Origin of the sequence: Streptomyces sp. NPDC088350 (genome assembly GCF_044753545.1) — a bacterium.
In the GTDB taxonomy this organism is placed as follows: domain Bacteria; phylum Actinomycetota; class Actinomycetes; order Streptomycetales; family Streptomycetaceae; genus Streptomyces.
Genome location: NZ_JBIVNL010000001.1, coordinates 1,046,740 through 1,069,426 on the forward strand (window position 1 = coordinate 1,046,740; position 22,687 = coordinate 1,069,426).

General features: G+C 68.8%; 25 protein-coding genes. 21 read left to right on the forward strand and 4 right to left on the reverse strand.

Annotated features, from left to right (window positions below):
- Positions 1-93 precede the first annotated feature (93 nt).
- The 18 genes from ACIQBL_RS04855 to ACIQBL_RS04940 all read left to right on the forward strand — a co-directional run bounded on the left by ACIQBL_RS04855 (position 94) and on the right by ACIQBL_RS04940 (position 16,601).
- Positions 94-1,230 (forward strand): LCP family protein, encoded by a 1,137-nt coding sequence (locus ACIQBL_RS04855; RefSeq protein WP_401936797.1) that lies wholly within the window; start codon positions 94-96, stop codon positions 1,228-1,230.
- Between the two features lie 194 nt (positions 1,231-1,424).
- Positions 1,425-1,649 (forward strand): 50S ribosomal protein L31, encoded by a 225-nt coding sequence (rpmE, locus tag ACIQBL_RS04860; protein WP_401936800.1) that lies wholly within the window; start codon positions 1,425-1,427, stop codon positions 1,647-1,649.
- 108 nt (positions 1,650-1,757) lie between these two features.
- Positions 1,758-2,834 (forward strand): peptide chain release factor 1, encoded by a 1,077-nt coding sequence (gene prfA / locus ACIQBL_RS04865; RefSeq protein ID WP_401936802.1) that lies wholly within the window; start codon positions 1,758-1,760, stop codon positions 2,832-2,834.
- A gap of 55 nt (positions 2,835-2,889) precedes the next feature.
- On the forward strand, positions 2,890-3,735 hold the full coding sequence (gene prmC / locus ACIQBL_RS04870) for a peptide chain release factor N(5)-glutamine methyltransferase (protein ID WP_401936805.1): 846 nt from the start codon (positions 2,890-2,892) through the stop codon (positions 3,733-3,735).
- A 163-nt stretch (positions 3,736-3,898) separates the two neighbouring features.
- Complete coding sequence (locus tag ACIQBL_RS04875) at positions 3,899-4,546, forward strand: L-threonylcarbamoyladenylate synthase (RefSeq protein WP_033285396.1); 648 nt, start codon at positions 3,899-3,901, stop codon at positions 4,544-4,546.
- On the forward strand, positions 4,543-5,220 hold the full coding sequence (locus ACIQBL_RS04880) for a protein-tyrosine-phosphatase (RefSeq protein WP_401936808.1): 678 nt from the start codon (positions 4,543-4,545) through the stop codon (positions 5,218-5,220). Before ACIQBL_RS04875 ends, ACIQBL_RS04880 begins: the two co-directional genes overlap by 4 nt.
- Positions 5,221-5,291: 71 nt before the next feature.
- On the forward strand, positions 5,292-6,530 hold the full coding sequence (gene glyA, locus ACIQBL_RS04885; RefSeq protein ID WP_401936811.1) for a serine hydroxymethyltransferase: 1,239 nt from the start codon (positions 5,292-5,294) through the stop codon (positions 6,528-6,530).
- Between the two features lie 129 nt (positions 6,531-6,659).
- Positions 6,660-7,973 (forward strand): MraY family glycosyltransferase, encoded by a 1,314-nt coding sequence (locus ACIQBL_RS04890; RefSeq protein WP_401936813.1) that lies wholly within the window; start codon positions 6,660-6,662, stop codon positions 7,971-7,973.
- Positions 7,974-8,267: 294 nt separating this feature from the next.
- Complete coding sequence (locus ACIQBL_RS04895; protein WP_401936815.1) at positions 8,268-8,681, forward strand: hypothetical protein; 414 nt, start codon at positions 8,268-8,270, stop codon at positions 8,679-8,681.
- Between the two features lie 210 nt (positions 8,682-8,891).
- Positions 8,892-9,728, forward strand: a complete 837-nt coding sequence (gene atpB / locus ACIQBL_RS04900; RefSeq protein WP_200711013.1) for a F0F1 ATP synthase subunit A — start codon at positions 8,892-8,894, stop codon at positions 9,726-9,728.
- A 74-nt stretch (positions 9,729-9,802) separates the two neighbouring features.
- Positions 9,803-10,039 carry an ATP synthase subunit C gene (locus ACIQBL_RS04905; RefSeq protein WP_043683105.1) on the forward strand — a complete coding sequence of 79 codons (237 nt, stop codon included), beginning with the start codon at positions 9,803-9,805 and terminating at the stop codon, positions 10,037-10,039.
- A gap of 41 nt (positions 10,040-10,080) precedes the next feature.
- Complete coding sequence (locus ACIQBL_RS04910; RefSeq protein WP_200679770.1) at positions 10,081-10,623, forward strand: F0F1 ATP synthase subunit B; 543 nt, start codon at positions 10,081-10,083, stop codon at positions 10,621-10,623.
- Complete coding sequence (locus ACIQBL_RS04915) at positions 10,620-11,435, forward strand: F0F1 ATP synthase subunit delta (RefSeq protein ID WP_401936819.1); 816 nt, start codon at positions 10,620-10,622, stop codon at positions 11,433-11,435. The genes ACIQBL_RS04910 and ACIQBL_RS04915 overlap by 4 nt, the downstream gene beginning before the upstream one ends.
- Before the next feature lie 131 nt (positions 11,436-11,566).
- Positions 11,567-13,156 (forward strand): F0F1 ATP synthase subunit alpha, encoded by a 1,590-nt coding sequence (gene atpA / locus ACIQBL_RS04920; protein ID WP_043683095.1) that lies wholly within the window; start codon positions 11,567-11,569, stop codon positions 13,154-13,156.
- 21 nt (positions 13,157-13,177) lie between these two features.
- Positions 13,178-14,095 carry a F0F1 ATP synthase subunit gamma gene (locus ACIQBL_RS04925; RefSeq protein ID WP_401936823.1) on the forward strand — a complete coding sequence of 306 codons (918 nt, stop codon included), beginning with the start codon at positions 13,178-13,180 and terminating at the stop codon, positions 14,093-14,095.
- Positions 14,095-15,531: a F0F1 ATP synthase subunit beta gene (gene atpD, locus ACIQBL_RS04930; RefSeq protein WP_401936826.1), complete on the forward strand. Its 1,437-nt coding sequence runs from the start codon at positions 14,095-14,097 to the stop codon at positions 15,529-15,531. The genes ACIQBL_RS04925 and atpD overlap by 1 nt, the downstream gene beginning before the upstream one ends.
- 110 nt (positions 15,532-15,641) lie before the next feature.
- The gene (locus ACIQBL_RS04935) at positions 15,642-16,016 is read left to right on the forward strand and encodes a F0F1 ATP synthase subunit epsilon (RefSeq protein WP_401936829.1); all 375 of its coding nucleotides are present in this window, start codon (positions 15,642-15,644) and stop codon (positions 16,014-16,016) included.
- A 138-nt stretch (positions 16,017-16,154) separates the two neighbouring features.
- Positions 16,155-16,601, forward strand: coding sequence for a DUF2550 domain-containing protein (locus tag ACIQBL_RS04940; RefSeq protein ID WP_200679780.1), 447 nt, complete (start codon positions 16,155-16,157; stop codon positions 16,599-16,601).
- On the opposite strand, the gene ACIQBL_RS04945 is transcribed toward ACIQBL_RS04940, so the two are convergent.
- From ACIQBL_RS04945 to ACIQBL_RS04955, 3 genes are all read right to left on the reverse strand, one after another.
- Positions 16,588-16,797, reverse strand: coding sequence for a hypothetical protein (locus tag ACIQBL_RS04945; RefSeq protein WP_401936832.1), 210 nt, complete (start codon positions 16,795-16,797; stop codon positions 16,588-16,590). The genes ACIQBL_RS04940 and ACIQBL_RS04945 overlap by 14 nt on opposite strands.
- A gap of 201 nt (positions 16,798-16,998) precedes the next feature.
- A complete protein-coding gene (locus ACIQBL_RS04950) occupies positions 16,999-18,825 on the reverse strand; it encodes a glycosyl hydrolase family 18 protein (protein ID WP_401936835.1) in 1,827 nt (608 codons plus the stop codon).
- Positions 18,826-18,927: 102 nt separating this feature from the next.
- Positions 18,928-19,071, reverse strand: coding sequence for a hypothetical protein (locus ACIQBL_RS04955; RefSeq protein ID WP_401936836.1), 144 nt, complete (start codon positions 19,069-19,071; stop codon positions 18,928-18,930).
- On the opposite strand from ACIQBL_RS04955, the gene ACIQBL_RS04960 reads away from it, so the two are divergent.
- Positions 19,070-20,566, forward strand: coding sequence for a M4 family metallopeptidase (locus ACIQBL_RS04960; RefSeq protein ID WP_401936839.1), 1,497 nt, complete (start codon positions 19,070-19,072; stop codon positions 20,564-20,566). The genes ACIQBL_RS04955 and ACIQBL_RS04960 overlap by 2 nt on opposite strands.
- Here the strand turns inward: ACIQBL_RS04960 and ACIQBL_RS04965 are convergent.
- Complete coding sequence (locus ACIQBL_RS04965; protein WP_401936841.1) at positions 20,563-21,135, reverse strand: cob(I)yrinic acid a,c-diamide adenosyltransferase; 573 nt, start codon at positions 21,133-21,135, stop codon at positions 20,563-20,565. The genes ACIQBL_RS04960 and ACIQBL_RS04965 overlap by 4 nt on opposite strands.
- A gap of 194 nt (positions 21,136-21,329) precedes the next feature.
- On the opposite strand from ACIQBL_RS04965, the gene ACIQBL_RS04970 reads away from it, so the two are divergent.
- Both ACIQBL_RS04970 and ACIQBL_RS04975 read left to right on the forward strand, forming a co-directional pair.
- Entirely contained in the window at positions 21,330-22,178 is an 849-nt protein-coding gene (locus ACIQBL_RS04970) for a 3-hydroxyacyl-CoA dehydrogenase family protein (protein WP_401936843.1), read from the forward strand.
- Positions 22,179-22,334: 156 nt separating this feature from the next.
- Complete coding sequence (locus ACIQBL_RS04975) at positions 22,335-22,658, forward strand: STAS domain-containing protein (RefSeq protein WP_393620160.1); 324 nt, start codon at positions 22,335-22,337, stop codon at positions 22,656-22,658.
- Positions 22,659-22,687: the final 29 nt, after the last annotated feature.

A 22,687-nucleotide genomic window follows, 5' to 3' on the forward strand; every position in this document is an offset into this window, starting at 1 on the left:
CATGGAGCGAGGATTGAGCGGTATCGGTCGCTTCGGCCAGGCCTGAACCCTGAAAGCAGGGGGTAACCGACCGGAACGAGATTCGAGGAGCCCATGTCCGCCGAGAGCACGCCGGAGCCCGCCATACCGGGCAAGGACGGCAACAGCGGCCCGCGCCACCGCGCCGAAGGCCGCAAGAAGGACCGCGGTCCGCGTCACAAGGCCCTGCTGATCACGGCCTGGGTCGCGGGAGGCGTCCTGGTGCTGGGCGGCACCGGCGCCGGGTACGTGTACTTCAAGCTCAACGGCAATATCAAGAGCGTCGACATCAACCAGGCCCTCGGCACCGACCGGCCGGTCAAGGTCGACAACGGCTCGGAGAACATCCTGGTGCTGGGCTCGGACACCCGCTCCGGCACCAACAAGAAGCTGGGCGGCGGCACGGACGACGGCAGCGCCCGCTCTGACACCGCGATGATCATCCACGTCTACAAGGGCCACAAGAAGGCCAGCGTGGTGTCCATCCCGCGCGACACCCTCATCGACCGTCCCGAGTGCACCGACACCAAGGGCGTCACGCACGACCCCGCCTCCGGCGTCATGTTCAACTCGGCGTACTCGACCGGCGGCGCGGCCTGCGCGGTGAAGACCGTCGAGTCCCTCTCCGGCCTGCGCATGGACCACTACCTCGAAGTCGACTTCTCCGGCTTCGAGAAGCTCATCAACGAGCTCGGCGGCGTCCGGATCACCACCACGAAGGACATCAAGGACTCCCAGAGCCACCTGGACCTCAAGGCCGGCACCCACACGCTCAACGGCTCCCAGGCCCTCGGCCTGGTCCGCACCCGGCACGGCGTCGGCGACGGCTCCGACCTCGGCCGCATCCAGCTCCAGCAGGCCTTCATCAAGGCCCTGGTCAACCAGGTCAAGCACATCGGCGTCCTCACCAGCCCGACCAAGCTCTACGACCTCGCCAACACCGCCACCAAGGCCGTCACCACCGACTCCGACCTCGGCTCCGTGAACTCCCTCACGTCCTTCGCCAACGGCCTCAAGAGCATCAGCTCCGCCAACATGACCATGGTCACCATGCCGGTCGAGTACGACCCGGCCAACCCGAACCGCGTGATCGTGGAGAAGTCGAAGGCACAGCTGGTCTGGACGGCCCTGAAGAACGACCAGCCGATCCCGGCGGCGGCGAGTAAAGGCACGGCCACCGGTGAGGCAAAGGGTGTGGTGAGCGCCCCCTAGGGGCGCGGGGCTGAGACATTGTGCGGCTCCGCCGCGTGGGCGCGACCAGCCACAACGGACCCGCCGGGAATACACCACGCGAACCCCCGGTTTGGGGGGATGGCCCCAGTCCTGGCAGACTGGACAGTCGGCCCCGGTTCACGCCCCGCAAACCCGCGGAGCGACCCGGAGCCCTCCCGAACCTAGGAGACACCTTGAAGCGCGAGATCCACCCCGAGTACGTCGAGACCCAGGTCAGCTGCACCTGTGGCGCGTCGTTCACCACCCGCTCGACGATCACCAGCGGAGCGATCCGCGCTGACGTCTGCTCCGAGTGCCACCCGTTCTACACGGGCAAGCAGAAGATCCTCGACACCGGCGGCCGCGTGGCCCGCTTCGAGGCCCGCTTCGGCAAGGCTGGCGCCGGCTCCAAGAAGTAGCGAGCTTCAATTTCGCCGGTCCACGGCCACGCCCCTCTACAGGCGTGCCGGGACCGGCGTTTTTGGTCGCCCGCCTTCCCTTTCTCCACCGCATTTCAGGAGCCCAAGATGTTCGAGGCTGTCGAGGACCTCATCGGCGAGCACGCCGACCTTGAGACGAAGCTCGCCGACCCGTCGGTCCACGCCGACCAGGCCAACGCGCGCAAGCTGAACAAGCGCTACGCCGAGCTGACCCCGATCGTCGCCACGTACCGCTCCTGGAAGCAGACCGGCGACGACATCGAGACCGCGCGTGAACTCGGCGCCGACGACCCGGAGTTCGCGGCCGAGGTCAAGGAGCTGGAGAAGCACCGGGACGAGATCACGGAGAAGCTGCGGCTGCTGCTCGTGCCGCGTGACCCCAACGACGACAAGGACGTGATCCTTGAGGTCAAGGCGGGCGCGGGCGGCGACGAGTCCGCCCTGTTCGCCGGTGACCTGCTGCGCATGTACCTGCGGTACGCGGAGCGCGTCGGCTGGAAGACCGAGATCATCGACGCCACCGAGTCCGAGCTGGGCGGCTACAAGGACGTCCAGGTCGCCGTGAAGACCAAGGGCGGCAACGGCGCCACCGAGCCCGGACAGGGCGTGTGGGCCCGCCTGAAGTACGAGGGCGGAGTGCACCGCGTGCAGCGCGTCCCGGCGACCGAGTCCGCGGGCCGTATCCACACCTCCGCGGCCGGTGTCCTCGTCACCCCCGAGGCGGAGGAGGTCGACGTCGAGATCAACCCGAACGACCTCCGTATCGACGTCTACCGCTCCTCGGGCCCCGGCGGCCAGTCCGTCAACACGACCGACTCCGCGGTGCGCATCACGCACATTCCCACCGGAGTCGTCGCCTCCTGCCAGAACGAGAAGAGCCAGCTGCAGAACAAGGAGCAGGCGATGCGTATCCTGCGCTCCAGGCTGCTCGCCGCGGCACAGGAGGAAGCGGAGAGGAACGCCGCCGACGCCCGCCGCAGCCAGGTCCGCACGGTCGACCGCTCCGAGAAGATCCGTACGTACAACTTCCCGGAGAACCGCATCTCCGACCACCGCGTCGGCTTCAAGGCGTACAACCTCGACCAGGTCCTGGACGGCGACCTCGACGCGATGATCCAGGCCTGCGTGGACGCGGACTCGGCCGCCAAGCTCGCGGCGGCGTAACACGACGGCACGCACGGCACGTTCGGCACGGACGAGTACGACACGGAGGACTTGCGTGAACCTGCTGCTCGCAGAGGTGGCCCAGGCCACCCAGCGGCTGGCCGACGCCGGCGTGCCCTCGCCGCGCAACGACGCGGAGGAGCTCGCCGCGTACGTGCACGGTGTGAAGCGGGGCGAGCTGCACTCCGTGAAGGACGTGGACTTCGACGCCCGCTACTGGGAGACCATCGCCCGGCGCGAGCAGCGAGAGCCGCTCCAGCACATCACCGGCCGCGCCTTCTTCCGCTACCTGGAACTCCAGGTCGGGCCTGGGGTGTTCGTGCCGCGCCCCGAGACCGAGTCGGTCGTCGGCTGGGCCATAGACGCGGTCCGCGCGATGGACGTCGTGGAGCCGCTGATCGTCGACCTCTGCACCGGATCCGGCGCCATCGCGCTCGCCCTCGCGCAGGAGGTCCCGCGGTCCCGGGTGCACGCCGTGGAGCTGTCCGAGGACGCCCTCCAGTGGACCCGCAAGAACATGGAGGGGTCCAGGGTCGACCTGCGGCAGGGCAACGCCCTGGACGCCTTCCCCGACCTCGACGGCCATGTCGACCTGGTCATCTCCAACCCGCCGTACATCCCGCTCACGGAGTGGGAGTACGTGGCGCCGGAGGCCCGGGACTACGACCCCGAACTCGCCCTGTTCTCGGGGGAGGACGGCCTCGACCTGATCCGCGGCATCGAGCGCACCGCACACCGGCTTCTCCGTCCGGGCGGTGTCGTCGTCATCGAGCACGCCGACACCCAGGGCGGCCAGGTGCCGTGGATCTTCACCGAGGAGCGTGGCTGGGCCGACGCGGCCGACCACCCCGATCTCAACAACCGCCCGCGCTTCGCGACCGCCCGCAGGGCGATGCCATGACAGCCGCATTCGCTACGGCAGCAGCGAGTGAGCCGAAGGGGCGCGTCGGTGTCGAGAGCCCGAGCGCGCGGAGGCCCGAAGGGGTGAGCACGGTCGGGGGCTCGACACCGACAACAGGCGCCCCGGAGGCGAACCGAGCTACAAAAAAAGGAGACCGCTAGACATGGCACGGCGATACGACACCAATGACGCGACCGACCGCACGACGGGTCTGCGCGAGGCCGCGTCCGCCGTCCGCCGGGGCGAACTCGTGGTCCTGCCGACCGACACGGTCTACGGCATCGGGGCCGACGCGTTCTCCTCGGAGGCCGTCGCCGATCTCCTGGACGCCAAGGGCCGGGGCCGCAACATGCCCACCCCCGTCCTCATCGGCTCCCCGAACACGCTGCACGGCCTCGTCACGGACTTCTCCGAGCTGGCCTGGGAACTCGTCGACGCGTTCTGGCCGGGCGCACTCACGCTGGTCGCCAAGCACCAGCCGTCCCTCCAGTGGGACCTGGGGGACACCCGGGGCACGGTCGCCGTGCGGATGCCGCTGCACCCGGTCGCCATCGAGCTGCTGACCGAGGTCGGCCCGATGGCGGTCTCCTCCGCCAACCTCACCGGCCACCCGGCGCCGGAGGACTGTGACGCGGCCCAGGAGATGCTCGGCGACTCGGTCTCCGTGTACCTCGACGGCGGTCCGACGCCCGGCAACGTGCCGTCCTCGATCGTCGACGTCACCCGCGAGGTGCCGCTGCTGCTGCGCGCGGGCGCGATCTCGGCGGAGGAGCTGCGCAAGGTCGTACCCGACCTCGAGGTGGCGAATTGACAGCCCCTGACGCGGGGCGTGGCATAGGCAACGGGGAAGTGACGGGGAACCTGTTCGAACGAGGCCTTCCCATGGACAGCTTCCGCATCCTCCACGTCAGCACCGGCAACGTGTGCCGCTCGCCGATCACCGAGCGGCTGACCCGTCATGCCCTGGCGGACCGGCTCGGCGACCCGCTGTGGGGCGGGCTGATCGTGGAGAGCGCGGGCACCTGGGGCCATGAGGGCGCGCCCATGGAGACCAACGCGGCGACGGTCCTCACCGACTTCGGCGCGGACCCCTCCGGGTTCACCGGCCGCGAGCTGCTGGACGACCACGTGATCCGCGCCGACCTGGTGCTGACCGCCACCCGCGACCACCGCGCCCAGGTCATCTCCATGGGCCACTCGGCGGGCCTGCGCACCTTCACCCTGAAGGAGTTCACCCGCCTGGTGAAGGCGATAGACCCCGCGACCCTGCCGCCCCTGGAGGACGGCATGGTGGCCCGCGCCCGCGCCCTGGTCCGCGCGGCGGCGGCCCTCCGCGGCTGGCTCCTGGCCCCCACGGCGGAAGCGGACGAGGTCTTCGACCCGTACGGCGCCCCGCTCCCGTTCTTCCGCTCCATCGGCGACGAGATAAACCAGGCGATCGATCCGGTGGTGACGGCGCTGACGGGCGTACCGGCGAAGACGTAGCAACAGCCGCGCGCCCCACCCGCCCCGGGCCTACATTGGACGTACGTCACCGTCGACGCCCGGAGCCCACCATGTCGGTCACCCCTGTCCTTGAGGCCGATGTCCTGCGCCGTCAGGACCCCGAGCTGGCCGAGATCCTGCTCGGGGAGCTGGAGCGGCAGTCGACGACGCTCCAGCTGGTCGCCGCCGAGAACTTCACCTCGCCCGCCGTGCTGGCCGCGCTCGGCTCGCCGCTCGCCAACAAGTACGCCGAGGGATACCCCGGCGCCCGCCACCACGGAGGCTGCGAGATCGTCGACGTCGCCGAGCGGGTCGCCGTGGAGCGGGCCAAGGCGCTGTTCGGTGCCGCGCACGCCAACGTGCAGTCCCACTCCGGGTCTTCGGCCGTGCTCGCCGCGTACGCCGCGCTGCTGCGGCCCGGTGACACCGTCCTCGCGCTGGGGCTGCCGTACGGCGGGCATCTCACGCACGGGTCGCCCGCGAACTTCTCCGGGCGCTGGTTCGACTTCGTGGGGTACGGGGTCGATGCCGAGACCGGGCTGATCGACTACCAGCAGGTGCGGGCCCTCGCCCGTACGCACCGGCCCAAGGCGATCGTGTGCGGTTCCATCGCCTACCCCCGGCACATCGACTACGCCTTCTTCCGCGAGGTCGCCGACGAGGTGGGCGCCCATCTCATCGCCGACGCGGCCCACCCCATCGGCCTGGTCGCCGGGGGAGCGGCGCCGAACCCGGTGCCGTACGCCGACGTCGTCTGCGCCACCACGCACAAGGTGCTGCGCGGGCCGCGCGGCGGGATGATCCTGTGCGGCGCGGAACTCGCCGAGCGGGTCGACCGGGCCGTCTTCCCGTTCACGCAGGGCGGCGCCCAGATGCACACCATCGCCGCGAAGGCCGTCGCGTTCGGCGAGGCGGCGGCGCCGGCCTTCACGGCGTACGCCCATCAGGTGGTCGCCAACGCCCGCGTGCTCGCGGCGGGGCTGGCGGCCGAGGGGCTCGTCGTCACCACGGGCGGGACCGACACCCATCTCATCACCGCCGACCCGCTGCCCCTCGGCGTCGACGGCCGTGCCGCCCGCGGCCAACTCGCCGCCGCGGGAATGGTGTTGGACTGCTGCGCGCTCCCGCACGGAGACTCGCGGGGGCTGCGGCTGGGTACCGCCGCGGTGACCACGCAGGGCATGGGGGAGGGCGAGATGGCGGGCATCGCGGCGCTGATCGCGGGTGTGCTGCGCGGGCGGGTCGACGCCAGACGGGCCCGTGACGAAGTGCGGGATCTTGTGGGTGGATTCCCGCCGTATCCGGGCTGAACGGGGGTACCCGTCACCGGGTGCACAGCCACACGTGCAACCATCGTCGCTACCCGGAAGTCCCCAACCATATGCGTCCCTCGCTAGGGTGTGGGGCTGTGATGGCCAGCGAGACCTGTGGGGAAGCCTGTGCGTGAATACCTGCTGACGCTCTGCGTGACGGCCGCGGTGACGTATCTGCTGACCGGGCCGGTGCGGAAGTTCGCGATCGTGGCCGGGGCGATGCCGGAGATCCGGGCCCGTGACGTGCACCGGGAACCGACTCCGCGGCTCGGCGGTATCGCCATGTTCTTCGGCCTGTGCGCCGGCCTGCTGGTCGCCGACCATCTGACCAACCTCAGCGAGGTCTTCAAGAACTCGAACGAGCCGCGGGCGCTGCTCTCCGGTGCGGCCGTGATCTGGCTGATCGGTGTTCTGGACGACAAGTTCGAGATCGACGCGCTGATCAAGCTCGGCGGCCAGATGATCGCCGCCGGCGTCATGGTCATGCAGGGTCTGACGATCCTGTGGCTGCCCATCCCGAAGGTCGGCACGGTCGCGCTGACGCAGTGGCAGGGCACCCTGCTGACGGTCGCGCTCGTCGTCATCACCATCAACGCGGTGAACTTCGTGGACGGCCTCGACGGCCTCGCCGCCGGCATGGTGTGCATCGCCGCCGCCGCGTTCTTCATGTACACGTACCGCATCTGGTACTCGTACGGCATCGAGGCCGCCGCTCCGGCCACGCTCTTCTCGGCGATCCTCATGGGGATGTGCCTGGGCTTTTTGCCGCACAACATGCACCCCGCGCGCATCTTCATGGGGGACTCGGGCTCGATGCTGATCGGGCTGGTGCTGGCGGCGGGCGCGATCTCCGTCACGGGCCAGGTCGACCCGGACAACCTGTTCGGCGGGTCCGAGCGCAGCACCGTGCACGCGATGGTGCCGATCTACATCCCGCTGCTGATGCCCCTCACGATCATCGCGGTGCCGGCCGCCGACCTGGTGCTGGCCATCGTGCGCCGGACCTGGCGCGGTCAGTCGCCGTTCGCCGCGGACCGCGGCCATCTGCACCACCGGCTCCTGGAGATCGGCCACTCGCACAGCCGGGCGGTGCTGATCATGTACTTCTGGTCGGCGCTGATCGCGTTCGGCGCGCTCGCCTACTCGGTCAACTCGGCCTCGATGTGGATCGTCCTCGGCATCGTCTTCCTGAGCGCGATCGGCCTGCTCCTCCTCCTGCTGCCCCGCTTCACCCCCCGCGCCCCCCGTTGGGCCGAGCACCTCGTGCCGCCCCGTTATCGCCGTCGTGGGACGGCGGTTGAGCCCGTGGTCGTGCTGGCGGAGGAGGACCGCGACCCGCGTCCGCCGGTTGTCGCCGGAGTGTCAGGAGTCAACGGGGCGACCGCTGTCGGCCCCCGTGGGCGGCTCTTGAACGGACGTAAAGCGGAGTCCTCGCGCTGACGCCAAGGTAAGAATCTGACTAAAGCGTTGCCATCTCGTGGGAGGACAAAGCCTCCCTATAGCAGACAAGTTGGCCGCTTTTCTGCACAGACGCGCGGCATCACTCTCATGTGTGACAGCAAGCACACCTTCTAGGTAAAGACCGCATCAAATAGTTTGTGATACGGTTCACGAGAACCCGGGACAGAGCCGAAGGACCCTAGTGCGACGGTCCATTGGCGTGAGGTTCTCTCTCATCCCGGGACTACGCTCGTCCATGACGACACGCCCCCCTTAGCAAGCGGAGTTGCCGCCATGCCGTCCAATGACGCCCGGATTCTCCTTCAGGCCGCTGTGCCCACAGCTGCCGTCGGCGCGATTGCCGCCGTCGTCAGTGGTGTGGTCGCCGGTGGCAAAGGAGCTATTGGGGCAGCCGTTGCGACGCTGATCGTGATCCTCTTCATGGGAATCGGGCTCTACGTACTGCAGCGCACTGCCACATCGCTTCCGCACTTGTTCCAGTCGATGGGCCTCATGCTTTTCGCGGCGCAGATTCTTCTGCTGTTCATCTTCCTGGCGGCGTTCAAGCACACCACGCTGTTCAATCCCAAGGCCTTCGCGTTCACCCTGCTCGCCGGAACCATCATCTGGACCGCCGCGCAGACCCGTGCCCACATGAAGGCCAAGATCCTCTACGTCGAGCCCGAGAAGTCGGGGCACTCGTCGTGAGAGGTAGGGCCGGGATAAGAGCACGTAAGCGACCCTGCTATCGTCCGGTGCCAACTGCGGCATCGCGGGCGCGGGCATCTGAGCTGACGCCTGCTCAATCGCGAGGCTTGATGCCCCACTGCCGCCCCCACATCCGTAACACCAGTCCAGTGCCGAACCGCGGCTGCGCGCCGCGCCGACACAACGAGGTTGCCGTACCTATGCGCCACGCTGAAGGAGCCCGCGGTGAGTGCTGACCCGACGCAGGTGCTCGCCTTCGAGACCGACTGCCACATCTTCGACGGCTGTGGCTTCCCGGCTCCCGGCCTGCACTCGTTCCTGTTCAAGCCCCTTCTGGGGGACGGCGACAGCAACGTGTACTTCAACAAGCCGATGCTGCTGGCGCTGATCGGCTCGGTCATCGTTGTCGGCTTCTTCTGGGCCGCCTTCCGCAAGCCGAAGGTCGTCCCCGGCAAGCTGCAGATGGTCGCCGAGACCGGCTACGACTTCATCCGCCGCGGTGTCGTCTACGAGACCATCGGAAAGAAGGAGGGCGAGAAGTACGTACCGCTGGTCGTCTCGCTGTTCTTCTTCATCTGGATGATGAACCTCTGGTCGATCGTCCCGGTCGCCCAGTTCCCGGTGACCTCGATCATCGCGTACCCGATCGTCCTCGCGGCGATCGTCTACATCACCTGGGTCTCGCTGACGTTCAAGCGGCACGGATTCGTCGGCGCCTTCAAGAACTTCAGTGGTTACGACAAGTCGCTCGGCGCGGTTCTCCCGCTGGCGATGGGCATCGAACTGCTCTCGAACCTGATCGTCCGGCCGTTCACCCACGCCGTGCGACTCTTCGCCAACATGTTCGCGGGCCACACCCTGCTGCTGCTCTTCACGATCGCCAGCTGGTACCTGCTCAACGGCATCGGCATCGCCTACGCGGGTGTCTCGTTCGTCATGGTCATCGTGATGACGGCCTTCGAGCTCTTCATCCAGGCCCTGCAGGCGTACGTCTTCGTGCTGCTGACCTGCACCTTCATCCAGGGCGCGCTCGCCGAGCACCACTGAGCACCCCCTCCCGAACCCCCCTTGGTGTCCGGTGGCCAACCCCCGCCGGTCCGTACAGATAAGGAAGAATCAGCATGGCTGCCACTGAGACCCTCGCTGCCGTCTCCGGTTCGCTCGGCTCCATCGGCTACGGCCTCGCCGCCATCGGTCCGGGCGTCGGCGTCGGCATCATCTTCGGCAACGGCACCCAGGCTCTTGCCCGTCAGCCCGAAGCTGCCGGCCTGATCCGCGCCAACCAGATCCTCGGCTTCGCCTTCTGTGAGGCCCTTGCCCTCATCGGCCTGGTCATGCCGTTCGTCTACGGCACCTGATCAGTCGATCAGCAACAGCCCACTAGACGAAAGGCACTGACATGAGCCAGCTGCTCATTCTGGCGGCCGAGAAGGAGAACCCTCTCGTCCCGCCGATCCCCGAGCTTGTCATCGGCCTGATCGCCTTCGTCATCGTCTTCGGCTTCCTCGCCAAGAAGCTCCTCCCGAACATCAACAAGGTTCTGGACGAGCGGCGCGAGGCCATCGAGGGCGGTATCGAGAAGGCCGAGGCCGCCCAGACCGAGGCACAGAGCGTCCTTGAGCAGTACAAGGCGCAGCTCGCCGAGGCCCGGCACGAGGCCGCGCGTCTGCGCCAGGAGGCGCAGGAGCAGGGCGCCACGCTCATCGCCGAGATGCGCGCGGAAGGCCAGCGGCAGCGCGAGGAGATCGTCGCCGCCGGTCACACCCAGATCGACGCCGACCGCAAGGCCGCTTCGCAGGCCCTGCGCCAGGACGTGGGCAAGCTCGCCACCGACCTGGCCGGCAAGCTCGTCGGCGAGTCCCTCGAGGACCACGCCCGGCAGAGCCGCGTCATCGACCGTTTCCTCGATGAGCTCGAGGAGAAGGCCGAGGCGGCGCGATGAACGGAGCGAGCCGCGAGGCCCTGGCAGCCGCACGTGAGCGTCTCGACGCGCTGACGGACTCCACGTCCGTGAACGCGGCGCCGCTCGCCGACGAGCTGGCCGCCGTCACCGCGCTGCTCGGCCGTGAGGTGTCGTTGCGTCGGGTCCTCACCGACCCGGCGCAGGACGGCGAGGCCAAGGCCCAGCTTGCCGAGCGCCTGCTCGGCGCCCAGGTCGGCGGCCCCGCCCTCGACCTGCTGTCCGGCATGGTGCGCTCCCGCTGGTCGCAGTCCCGCGACCTGGTGGACGCGCTGGAGGAACTGGCGGCCACCGCCGACCTCACCGCCGCCCAGCAGTCGGGCGAGCTCGACGACGTGGAGGACGAGCTGTTCCGGTTCGGCCGGATCGTCTCCTCGAACACCGGGCTGCGTGCCGCGCTGACCAACCGCGCGGCGGGCACCACGGCCAAGAGCGAGCTGCTGAACAGCCTGCTCGGCGGCCGGGCCAAGCCGGCCACCGAACGACTGGTGACGCGCCTTGTGACCGCGCCCCGGGGACGTAGCCTGGAAGCGGGACTCGAGTCCCTGTCCAAGCTCGCCGCCGAGCGCCGCAGTCGCCTGGTCGCGGTCGTCACCACGGCGGTCCCGCTGAGCGACCCGCAGAAGCAGCGCCTGGGCGCCGCCCTCGCGAAGCTCTACGGCCGTCACATGCACCTGAACATCGACGTGGACCCCGAGGTCCTCGGCGGGATCCGGGTGCAGGTCGGCGACGAGATCATCAACGGCTCCATCGCGGACCGCCTCGATGACGCCGCCCGCCGCATGGCGAGCTAGCAGCACCCATACAAAGACGTAGTAAGGCGGCCCGAGTTGGGCCGTGCAGAGGATTCACCTCGTTCATGGGGGGAGTCCCCCCATCCCCCCAAGTGAAACTTCGGGCCCAACAAGGAGAGCAGGGAACCCAGATGGCGGAGCTCACGATCCGGCCGGAGGAGATCCGGGACGCGCTGGAGAACTTCGTCCAGTCGTACAAGCCGGACGCGGCCTCGCGCGAGGAGGTCGGTACGGTCACCCTTGCCGGCGACGGCATCGCGAAGGTCGAGGGCCTGCCCTCGGCCATGGCCAACGAACTGCTGAAGTTCGAGGACGGCACCCTCGGTCTCGCGCTCAACCTCGAAGAGCGTGAGATCGGTACCGTCATCCTCGGCGAGTTCAGCGGTGTCGAGGAGGGCCAGCCGGTCACCCGCACCGGAGAGGTCCTGTCCGTCGCCGTCGGCGAGGGCTACCTCGGCCGTGTCGTCGACCCGCTCGGCAACCCGATCGACGGCCTCGGCGAGATCGAGACCACCGGTCGCCGCGCCCTGGAGCTGCAGGCGCCGGGCGTCATGGTCCGCAAGTCGGTGCACGAGCCGATGGAGACCGGCTACAAGGCCGTCGACGCGATGACCCCGATCGGCCGTGGCCAGCGTCAGCTGATCATCGGCGACCGCCAGACGGGCAAGACCGCCCTGGCCGTCGACACGATCATCAACCAGCGCGACAACTGGCGCTCGGGCGACGTGAACAAGCAGGTCCGCTGCATCTACGTCGCCATCGGTCAGAAGGGCTCCACCATCGCCTCCGTGCGTGGTGCGCTCGAAGAGGCCGGCGCCCTGGAGTACACGACCATCGTCGCCGCCCCGGCGTCCGACCCGGCCGGCTTCAAGTACCTGGCGCCGTACACCGGTTCGGCCATCGGCCAGCACTGGATGTACGACGGCAAGCACGTCCTCATCATCTTCGACGACCTCTCGAAGCAGGCCGACGCCTACCGCGCCGTGTCCCTGCTGCTGCGCCGTCCGCCGGGCCGTGAGGCCTACCCGGGCGACGTCTTCTACCTGCACTCCCGTCTGCTGGAGCGCTGCGCGAAGCTCTCCGACGAGATGGGCAAGGGCTCGATGACCGGTCTGCCGATCGTCGAGACCAAGGCCAACGACGTCTCGGCGTTCATCCCGACCAACGTCATCTCCATCACCGACGGCCAGTGCTTCCTGGAGTCGGACCTCTTCAACGCCGGTCAGCGCCCCGCGCTGAACGTCGGTATCTCCGTCTCCCGAGTCGGTGGTTCCGCGCAGCACAAGGCGATGAAGCAGGTCTCCGGGCGCCTCCGCCTCGACCTCGCCCAGTACCGCGAGCTGGAGGCGTTCGCCGCCTTCGGTTCCGACCTGGACGCTGCGTCGAAGGCCCAGCTGGAGCGCGGTCAGCGTCTGGTCGAGCTGCTCAAGCAGGCTCAGTACCAGCCGATGGCCACCGAGGACCAGGTCGTCTCCGTGTGGTCCGCGACCACCGGCAAGATGGACGACGTACCGGTCGAGGACATCCGCCGCTTCGAGAAGGAGCTCCTGGAGTACCTGCACCGCAAGGAGCAGGGCCTCATGACCTCCATCAAGGAGGGCGGCAAGATGTCGGACGACACCCTCACCGCCGCCGCGGACGCGATCGCCGAGTTCAAGAAGCAGTTCGAGACCTCGGACGGCAAGCTCCTCGGCGAGGACGCCCCGGCCGCGGCCAAGTGACGTAAGGAAGGGACCTGACTCATGGGAGCCCAGCTCCGGGTCTACAAGCGTCGCATCCGATCCGTCACCGCGACCAAGAAGATCACCAAGGCGATGGAGATGATCGCCGCCTCGCGCGTCGTCAAGGCGCACCGCAAGGTGCAGGCCTCGACGCCGTACGCGAAGGAACTGACGCGTGCGGTCACGGCGGTCGGCACGGGTTCCAACACCAGGCACCCGCTGACCACCGAGGCGGAGACGCCGACCCGTTCCGCGGTGCTGCTCCTCACGAGCGACCGCGGTCTGGCCGGCGCCTTCAACTCCAACGCCATCAAGGCCGCGGAGCAGCTGACGGCACGTCTCGAGGCCGAGGGCAAGGAGGTCGACACGTACATCGTCGGCCGCCGCGGTGTCGCCCACTACAACTTCCGTGAGCGCAAGATCTCGGAGCAGTGGACCGGCTTCACCGACGAGCCCACCTACGCGGACGCGAAGAAGGTCGCGGCTCCGCTGATCGAGGCCATCGAGAAGGACACGGCGGAGGGCGGCGTGGACGAACTCCACATCGTCTACACCGAGTTCATCTCGATGATGACGCAGACGCCGGTCGACAGCCGGCTGCTGCCCCTCAGCCTCGAAGAGGTCGCGGAGGAGGCTGCCCCCCAGGGCGAGATCCTTCCGCTGTACGACTTCGAGCCGTCGGCGGAGGACGTCCTGGACGCCCTCCTGCCGCGGTACGTCGAGAGCCGTATCTACAACGCGCTGCTCCAGTCGGCCGCCTCCAAGCACGCGGCCACCCGCCGCGCGATGAAGTCGGCGACCGACAACGCGGGAGACCTGATCACCACGCTCTCCCGTCTTGCCAACGCGGCCCGCCAGGCCGAAATCACCCAGGAAATCAGCGAGATCGTCGGTGGCTCCGCAGCCCTGGCCGACGCGACCGCGGGGAGTGACAAGTAATGACGACGACAGTTGAGACGGCCGTTGCCACGGGCCGCGTCGCCCGGGTCATCGGCCCGGTCGTCGACGTGGAGTTCCCCGTCGACGCGATGCCGGAGATCTACAACGCTCTGCACGTCGAGGTGGCCGACCCGGCTCTCGACGGTGCGAAGAAGACGCTGACCCTGGAGGTCGCCCAGCACCTGGGTGACGGCCTGGTCCGCACCATCTCGATGCAGCCCACCGACGGCCTGGTCCGCCAGGCCGCCGTCACCGACACGGGCACGGGCATCACCGTCCCGGTCGGCGACTTCACCAAGGGCAAGGTGTTCAACACCTTGGGTGAGGTGCTGAACAGCGAGGAGAAGTACGAGGGCGAGCGCTGGTCCATCCACCGCAAGGCCCCGCGCTTCGACGAGCTCGAGTCGAAGACCGAGATGTTCGAGACCGGCGTCAAGGTCATCGACCTGCTCACCCCGTACGTCAAGGGCGGCAAGATCGGCCTGTTCGGCGGTGCCGGTGTCGGCAAGACGGTGCTCATCCAGGAGATGATCTACCGCGTCGCCAACAACCACGACGGTGTCTCCGTGTTCGCCGGTGTCGGCGAGCGCACCCGTGAGGGCAACGACCTCATCGAGGAGATGGCCGACTCGGGCGTCATCGACAAGACGGCGCTCGTCTTCGGCCAGATGGACGAGCCCCCGGGCACCCGTCTGCGCGTGGCCCTGGCCGGTCTGACCATGGCGGAGTACTTCCGCGATGTGCAGAACCAGGACGTGCTGTTCTTCATCGACAACATCTTCCGCTTCACGCAGGCCGGTTCCGAGGTCTCGACCCTGCTCGGCCGCATGCCCTCCGCGGTGGGCTACCAGCCGAACCTGGCCGACGAGATGGGTCTCCTCCAGGAGCGCATCACCTCGACCCGCGGTCACTCGATCACCTCGATGCAGGCGATCTACGTCCCCGCGGACGACCTGACCGACCCGGCCCCGGCCACCACGTTCGCCCACCTCGACGCGACGACGGTTCTGTCCCGTCCGATCTCCGAGAAGGGCATCTACCCGGCCGTGGACCCGCTGGACTCCACGTCCCGCATCCTGGACCCCCGCTACATCGCGGCGGACCACTACAACACCGCGATGCGCGTCAAGACGGTCCTGCAGAAGTACAAGGACCTTCAGGACATCATCGCGATCCTCGGTATCGACGAGCTGGGCGAGGAGGACAAGCTCACCGTCCACCGTGCCCGTCGCGTGGAGCGCTTCCTGTCCCAGAACACCCACGTCGCCAAGCAGTTCACCGGCGTCGACGGGTCGGACGTCCCGCTGGACGAGTCGATCGTGGCCTTCAACTCGATCATCGACGGCGAGTACGACCACTTCCCGGAGCAGGCGTTCTTCCTCTGCGGTGGCATCGAGGACCTGAAGGCCAACGCGAAGGAGCTGGGCGTCTCCTGACCCCGCGCTTCACCTGAGGGGGTGGGGCGTGTCCCACCCCCTCTTCCATGCCTACTAGAATTGAACCCACACCCGGCACGACCGCCGGGTGGTGACCCGAGGAGCCCACCTTGGCTGCTGAGCTGCATGTCGAGCTCGTCGCCGCGGACCGCCAGGTCTGGTCCGGCGAGGCCACCCTGGTCGTCGCGCGCACCACGTCCGGCGACATCGGCGTCATGCCCGGTCACCAGCCGCTGCTCGGTGTGCTGGAGTCGGGCCCGGTGACCATCCGTACGAGCGACGGAGGGACGGTCGTCGCCGCGGTGCACGGCGGTTTCATCTCGTTCGCGGACAACAAGCTGTCGCTGCTCGCCGAGATCGCCGAGCTGTCGGACGAGATCGACGTCCAGCGCGTGGAGCGCGAGCTGGAGCAGGCGAAGGCGGCGGGCGACGAGTCCGCCGAGCGCCGCGCGGACGTCCGACTGCGTGCGGCGGAGACGCGCTGAACCCAGCGTTGACGCGATGACGTGACTCAGCCGCGGCTGGGACCGGAGGAATCCGGTCCCAGCCGCGGCTGAGGCGAATGTGGGTGTTTTTTCCGTTCCGTTACCTGTTTTACCTAGGAGACGAGGAGGTCGGTGTCGATGGTCCTCGCTCTGACTGTGTGCGGAATCGTGGTGGCCCTGGTAGTGCTGGGGCTGTTCGTCTTCGGCCTGCGCCGCAGACTCATCCAGCGCTCCGGCGGCACCTTCGACTGTTCCCTGCGCTGGGACGTCCCGGAGAAACCCGACACCAACGGCAAGGGCTGGAGCTACGGGGTCGCCCGCTACAACGGCGACCGCATCGAGTGGTACCGCGTCTTCTCCTACGCCTACCGCCCGCGCCGCACCCTGGAACGCTCCGCGATCGAGGTCGCCGGCCGCCGCCTCCCCGAGGGCGAGGAGGAACTCGCCCTGCTCTCCGACGCGATCATCCTGACCTGTCTGCACCGGGGCACGCGGCTCGAACTCGCCATGAGCGAAGACGCGTTGACCGGTTTTCTGGCCTGGCTGGAGGCGGCACCCCCCGGCCAGCGGGTCAACGTGGCCTGATCGGACACACAGGGTTGGGTATGTCGGCCTGGCCGACGACGACCGTGTGCGGCGCGGAGCCGATTGCCACGGTGACGTCCACCGGAGAGGCGGCGATGAGAGCGGCTGCGGCGGCCGTGGTGAGGGCGCCGGCGGACGCGGCCCAGGAGTGGACGGACCTCTTGCCGGTGCGGGACGTGGTGGTCCTGCGCTTCATGGTTTCCCCCGTGGTGCGGTGTTCCGCTTGCTGTCGTAGGACCAAGATGCCCCAGGTCAGCAGCTTCCTACCGACGCCAACCGGCCTCCACCCCGGGCCGAAGGGCCCTCCGAGGTGCACGCCGGGGGCGCGCGCCGCACGCAACGCGCCGCGGACAGACCGGAGAGGTCCGCCCGCGGCGGTGTGCTGAGGGGGTGGGGATCAGCTCAGCCCGTTGTTGATGGCCGTCACCAGCTCACCGTTGCTGGTGTCGCCGCTGAAGTCCCAGAAGAACGCGCCGCCCAGACCCTGGGTCTTGGCCCAGCTCATCTTTCCGGCGATCGTGCTCGGGGTGTCGTACGACCACCAGTTGTTGCCGCAGTAGGCGTACGCCGTGCCGGCGATCGTGCCGGTGGCCGGGCAGGTCGTCTTGAGGACCTTGTAGTCCTCGATGCCCTGCTCGTAGGTGCCCGCCGCCGGGCCGGTCGCCGAGCCGCCGGGTGCGGCCTGGGTCACGCCGGTCCAGCCTCTGCCGTAGAAGCCGATGCCGATGAGGAGCTTGCTCGCGGGGACCCCCTTCGACTTGAACTTGGCGATCGCGTCGGCCGTGGTGAAGCCCGGTGTCGGGATGCCGGTGTAGGTGGTGAGCGGGGAGTGCGGGGCGGTCGGGCCGGTCGCGTTGAAGGCGCCGAAGAAGTCGTACGTCATCACGTTGTACCAGTCGACGTACTGGGCCGCGCCCGCGTAGTCGGCGGCGTCGATCTTGCCGCCGGAGGTGCCGTCCGCCGTGGTGGCGGCGGTGACCAGGTTGCCGGTGCCGAACTTCGCGCGCAGGGCCTGCATCAGGTTCTTGTAGGCCGCCGCGCCGCTGGTGTCGCAGGACAGGCCGCAGGCGTTCGGGTACTCCCAGTCGATGTCGATGCCGTCGAACACGTCGGCCCAGCGCGGGTCCTCGACCAGGTTGTAGCAGGAGTTGGCGAACGCGGTCGGGTCGGCCGCCGCCTGCGCGAAGCCGCCGGACCAGGTCCAGCCGCCGAAGGACCAGAGGATCTTGATGTTCGGGTACTTGGCCTTCAGCTCGCGCAGCTGGTTGAAGTTGCCGGCCAGCGGCTGGTCCCAGGTGTCGGCGACACCGCTGACCGACTGGTCGGCGGTGAACGTCTTCTGGTAGTCGGCGTAGGCGTCACCGATCGCGCACTGCCCGTTGGTCACGTTGCCGAAGGCGTAGTTGATGTGTGTGATCTTCGCGGCCGAGCCGGAGGTCACCAGGTTCTTGACCTGGTAGTTGCGCTGGTAGGTGCCCCACTCGGTGAGGTACCCCAGCCTGACCTTGCTGCCGGTGGTCGGGGGAGTGGTCGTACCGCCCGTGGTGTGCACGGCGACCGCGCCGCTGACCGGGCCGGTCTGGTCGGCGGTGTCGCGGGCCTGCACGGTGTAGGAGTAGTCGGTGCCGGCGGTGAGACCGGTGTCGGTGTACGAGGTCGTCGTCACCGTGGCGACCTTCGTCCCGCCCCGCAGCACGTCGTAGTTCTTGACACCCTTGTCGTCGGTGGCCGCGCTCCAGGAGAGGTTCACCGAGGTGTCGGTGATGGAGGAGGCGGTGGGGGTGCCGGGTGCGGAGGGCGCCGCGTCACCGGGGACCGTGGTGCCGCCGTCACAACTGCCGCCGTTCAGCAGACAGTTGGAGGGCGAGCCGGAGCCGGTGCCGTTGAAGCCGAAGGAGACGGAGGCGCCCGCGGCGATGGTGCCGTTGTAGGACTTGTTCTTCGCGGTCCAGTGGGTGCCGGAGCTGGTGACGTCCGCGTCCCAGGCCGACGTGACGGACGTACCGGAGGGGTAGTCCCACTCGACCGTCCATGAACTGATCGCGCTGCTACCGGTGTTCTTGACGGTCCACTGCCCGCCGAAGCCGGTGCCCCAGTCGCTGGTCTTGGTGAAGGTGGCGGTCGCGGTCGACGCGGCCTGGGCGGGACCGGCCAGACCGACGAGCGCGGCGAGCGGAAGCAGCAGGGTCGCGAACCCGGCAACTGCTCGATGTCTGAAGCGCATTGAGCGCCTCCTCTGTTGTTTTCCGGGGTGTCGGGGGTATCCGGGTGCGACTGAGCCTTCGCACCCACAGTGCCGTGAGAATAGAAAGGTCTGGACCACGGGTCAATAGGTCTGGACCACTTGGGTGTTGGTGTGCTGGATCCCCAACTCCCGCGCGGCCACGGCCGCTTGGGGCCGCCGACGGAGGAGAAATACGTCCGAAGCGCACTTGGCGGAACCCGTGGCCGACCCGGACCATGCGGCCATGGACAGCACTCTGCTGGCGACGCTGATCGGTACGGCGGGCGGCGCGCTGGCCACCGCGGGCGGGGCCTGGCTGCGGACCCGGAACCGGCTGCGGACGGCGGCGCGGCTCATCTACGCCGAGCTGACCCGGGACAGCGCGGCGGTCGCGTACTTCCGGCAGACCGGCCACTGGGTGGCACCCACCCTGTCCCGCGCGGCCTGGGACAGCCAGGGCGCGGTGCTGGCCCGGCGGCGCGACGTACGGGTCTTCGAGACGGTGCACCGCGGCTACGAGGCCCTGGAACTGCTGCCGTTCCTCGCGGACGACGCCCTCTCGCCCGCCGCCCGGGACCGGTGGCTGGCCGGCGAGGTGGAGCAGATCGCCGCCGCCATCGAGAGGATCGGCGCGCTGGCACAGGTGTCCCGCGAGCAGATCGTGGCCTGGACACGGCGACTGCGGCGCGGGCGGCCGGGCGCGGGTTACGCGGCGGACCCGCTGATGACGTCAGGAGTGGTGCCCCCGCTGGCGCTGCTGGAGCGGCTCACCCGCGAGGAGGCACTCGCGCTGGACTTCGGGGGCGGACCGGGGGTGACCCTGAAGGACGGCGGGCTGCGGCTGCGGCGCCCGGCGGATCAGGTCGCGGCCCATGTCGTGTTCGACGCGGCGGGCGGCGACACCCTCGACCGGCTCCGGCCGGTGCGGTACACCGGTCTGCCGCCCACCGGTGATCCCGCGGTCGACGAGGCGTACGACGGGATGGTCGCCGCGTCCACGTTCCTGTCCGAGGTGTTCGGGCGGGCCACGATCAGCGGGCGGAACGGCCCCCTGGCAGCCGTCGTGCACTACGACGTGGCGTACAACAACGCGTTCTGGAACGGCGAGCTCATGGTCTTCGGCGACGGGGACCAGGAGCGCTTCGGGCGCTTCACGCAGTGCCTCGACGTGGTGGTGGTCGAGGCCGTGGCGGGACTGCCCGAGCTGGCGTGGACCTTCCACGGACAGAGCGGCGCGCTCACTCTCTCGGTACGCGACGTCCTCGCCCAACTCGCCAGGCAGTACAAGCTGGGGCAGAGCGCGGACGAGGCCGACTGGCTGGTCGCCGGGGGACTGGTCGTGCCCTCGGCGGGCGGACAGGCGTTGCGCTCCCTCAAGGCCCCGGGCACCGCGTACGACAACGAACTGCTCGGCAGGGACCCGCAGCCGGACCACATGCGCGGGTACGTGGAGACCGAGGCGGACAACGGAGGCGTCCACCTGAACAGCGGTATCCCCGGCCACGCCTTCTACCTTCTCGCCGCGGCACTCGGCGGCAGGGCCTGGGAGCGCGCGGGACGCGTCTGGTGGGACGCGCTCACCTCCGGCGAGGCCATGGAGACCCCGACCTTCGAGGACTGGGCCCGGCGCACCGCCCACGCCGCCGTCGCCCGCTACGGCGAGGACGGCGAGGAGCACCGCGCCGTCCTCGCGGCCTGGGACTCCGTAGGCCTGCCCGTCGGCGACCAGGACAGGCCCTAGCGCTCGCCCCCCGGCACCCACAGCACGTCCCCCGCCGCCTTGTTGGCCGTGCGGGCGAGGATGAACAGGAGGTCCGACAGGCGGTTGAGGTAGGTCGCGGTCAGGGGGTTCATCACCTCCGCGTGGACCTCCAGGGCCGACCAGGTCGAGCGCTCGGCCCGTCGTACGACCGTGCAGGCCTGGTGGAGCAGGGCCGCGCCCGGTGTGCCGCCCGGAAGGATGAAGGAACGGAGCTTCTCCAGGCGGTCGTTGAAGTGGTCGCAGTCCGCCTCCAGCTTGTCGATGTAGAACTGCTCGACCCGCAGCGGCGGAAACTCCGGCTTCTCGACGACCGGTGTGGAGAGATCGGCGCCCACGTCGAACAGGTCGTTCTGGACGCGGACGAGGACCTTGACGATCTCCTCGTCCAGGCCGCCCAGTGCGATCGCCGTGCCGATCGCGGCGTTCGCCTCGTTGGCGTCGGCGTACGCCGAGATCCGGACGTCGGTCTTGGCGACCCGGCTCATGTCGCCGAGGGCGGTGGTGCCCTGGTCGCCGGTCCTGGTGTAGATGCGCGTCAGATTGACCATGCGGCCAGCGTAGTCAGGGCAGGGCGATGCTCAACTAGGCCGTACGGGCGGTCGAATGCCCCGTGCCGGTGTGATGTCCGTCAGATGAGACGTGACGCGCGTTACTTACCGGTCACACAGCGCCGCACCTTCGCTAGTGTCCGCCGAGAGGCATACGGATACACGCTGTAAGCGTTTCAAAGGGGAGTCGCACAGTGGCACGGAAGCTTGCCGTCATCGGCGCCGGACTCATGGGTTCCGGTATCGCCCAGGTCTCCGCGCAGGCGGGCTGGGACGTCGTTCTGCGCGATGTCACCGACGAGGCCCTGAAGCGTGGCACCGACGGCGTCAAGGCCTCGTACGACAAGTTCGTGAGCAAGGGGAAGCTGGAGGCGCACGACGCCGACGCGGCCCTGGGACGCATCACGGCGACCACCGACCTCGACGCCGTCGCCGACGCGGACATCGTCGTCGAGGCCGTCTTCGAGAAGCTGGAAGTCAAGCACGAGATCTTCCGCGCGCTCGACAAGATCGCCCGGGAGGACGCCGTCCTCGCCTCCAACACCTCCGCCATCCCGATCACGAAGATCGCGGCCGTGACGGAGCGTCCGGAGCGCGTGGTGGGCGCGCACTTCTTCTCACCGGTACCGATGATGAAGCTGTGCGAACTCGTGCGCGGCTACAAGACGAGCGACGAAACCCTCGCCACCGCGCGGGAGTTCGCCGAATCCGTCGGCAAGACCTGCATCGTCGTCAACCGTGACGTGGCCGGCTTCGTGACGACCCGTCTCATCTCGGCGCTCGTCGTCGAGGCGGCGAAGCTGTACGAGTCGGGTGTCGCCACCGCCGAGGACATCGACCTCGCCTGCAAGCTGGGCTTCGGTCACGCGATGGGCCCGCTGGCCACGGCGGACCTCACCGGCGTCGACATCCTGCTGCACGCGACCAGCAACATCTACACCGAGTCACAGGACGAGAAGTTCGCCCCGCCGGAGCTGATGCGCCGAATGGTGGACGCCGGTGACATCGGCCGCAAGAGCGGGCAGGGCTTCTACAAGCACTGAGACCGCACACGCCCCTGACCCATCACACCCAGGGGTGAATTCGGTATCGGTTCGCTCACAGACGGCAACTTCTCGGCACTTCACGCAGTCAGTGCTTGCATCGGTTGCGTCAACCGACCACTACGGAGTACGTCACCGCACTCACGGGGAGCGCATATGTACATCAGGGGCGACCACGTCGAGCTGGTCGTCGGGGGCCGCCTCGACGTCCGCAGCGCGGCGGACGCCCGTACGGTCCTGCACTCGGCCGTCGACGACGGAGTCGGCGATCTGGTGCTGGACCTGTCCGAGCTCGATTCCTGGGACGCCACCGGCCTCGGCGTCATCATGGGAGCCCATCGACGGGCCGGCCGCTGCGGTCGCCGCCTGGTGCTGCGCGGTGTACCGCCGCAGATGCAGCGCCTGCTGGTGGCCACCCGGCTGCACCGCATCCTCGCCATCGAGGGCGGCATCGGGGTGGAGTCGCTTCCCAGGGTGTGACGTCCGCCGAGCACAATCCTCACGAGACT

Bases quoted from the DNA above. Each gene is read 5' to 3' on its own strand.
- ACIQBL_RS04855 (WP_401936797.1), top strand. From the start codon at position 94: ATGTCCGCCGAGAGCACGCCGGAGCCCGCCATACCGGGCAAGGACGGC.
- prfA (WP_401936802.1), top strand. From the start codon at position 1,758: ATGTTCGAGGCTGTCGAGGACCTCATCGGCGAGCACGCCGACCTTGAG.
- ACIQBL_RS04875 (WP_033285396.1), top strand. From the start codon at position 3,899: ATGGCACGGCGATACGACACCAATGACGCGACCGACCGCACGACGGGT.
- glyA (WP_401936811.1), top strand. From the start codon at position 5,292: ATGTCGGTCACCCCTGTCCTTGAGGCCGATGTCCTGCGCCGTCAGGAC.
- ACIQBL_RS04895 (WP_401936815.1), top strand. From the start codon at position 8,268: ATGCCGTCCAATGACGCCCGGATTCTCCTTCAGGCCGCTGTGCCCACA.
- ACIQBL_RS04905 (WP_043683105.1), top strand. From the start codon at position 9,803: ATGGCTGCCACTGAGACCCTCGCTGCCGTCTCCGGTTCGCTCGGCTCC.
- ACIQBL_RS04910 (WP_200679770.1), top strand. From the start codon at position 10,081: ATGAGCCAGCTGCTCATTCTGGCGGCCGAGAAGGAGAACCCTCTCGTC.
- ACIQBL_RS04915 (WP_401936819.1), top strand. From the start codon at position 10,620: ATGAACGGAGCGAGCCGCGAGGCCCTGGCAGCCGCACGTGAGCGTCTC.
- atpA (WP_043683095.1), top strand. From the start codon at position 11,567: ATGGCGGAGCTCACGATCCGGCCGGAGGAGATCCGGGACGCGCTGGAG.
- ACIQBL_RS04925 (WP_401936823.1), top strand. From the start codon at position 13,178: ATGGGAGCCCAGCTCCGGGTCTACAAGCGTCGCATCCGATCCGTCACC.
- atpD (WP_401936826.1), top strand. From the start codon at position 14,095: ATGACGACGACAGTTGAGACGGCCGTTGCCACGGGCCGCGTCGCCCGG.
- ACIQBL_RS04940 (WP_200679780.1), top strand. From the start codon at position 16,155: ATGGTCCTCGCTCTGACTGTGTGCGGAATCGTGGTGGCCCTGGTAGTG.
- ACIQBL_RS04945 (WP_401936832.1), bottom strand. From the start codon at position 16,797: ATGAAGCGCAGGACCACCACGTCCCGCACCGGCAAGAGGTCCGTCCAC.
- ACIQBL_RS04950 (WP_401936835.1), bottom strand. From the start codon at position 18,825: ATGCGCTTCAGACATCGAGCAGTTGCCGGGTTCGCGACCCTGCTGCTT.
- ACIQBL_RS04960 (WP_401936839.1), top strand. From the start codon at position 19,070: ATGGACAGCACTCTGCTGGCGACGCTGATCGGTACGGCGGGCGGCGCG.
- ACIQBL_RS04955 (WP_401936836.1), bottom strand. From the start codon at position 19,071: ATGGCCGCATGGTCCGGGTCGGCCACGGGTTCCGCCAAGTGCGCTTCG.
- ACIQBL_RS04965 (WP_401936841.1), bottom strand. From the start codon at position 21,135: ATGGTCAATCTGACGCGCATCTACACCAGGACCGGCGACCAGGGCACC.
- ACIQBL_RS04975 (WP_393620160.1), top strand. From the start codon at position 22,335: ATGTACATCAGGGGCGACCACGTCGAGCTGGTCGTCGGGGGCCGCCTC.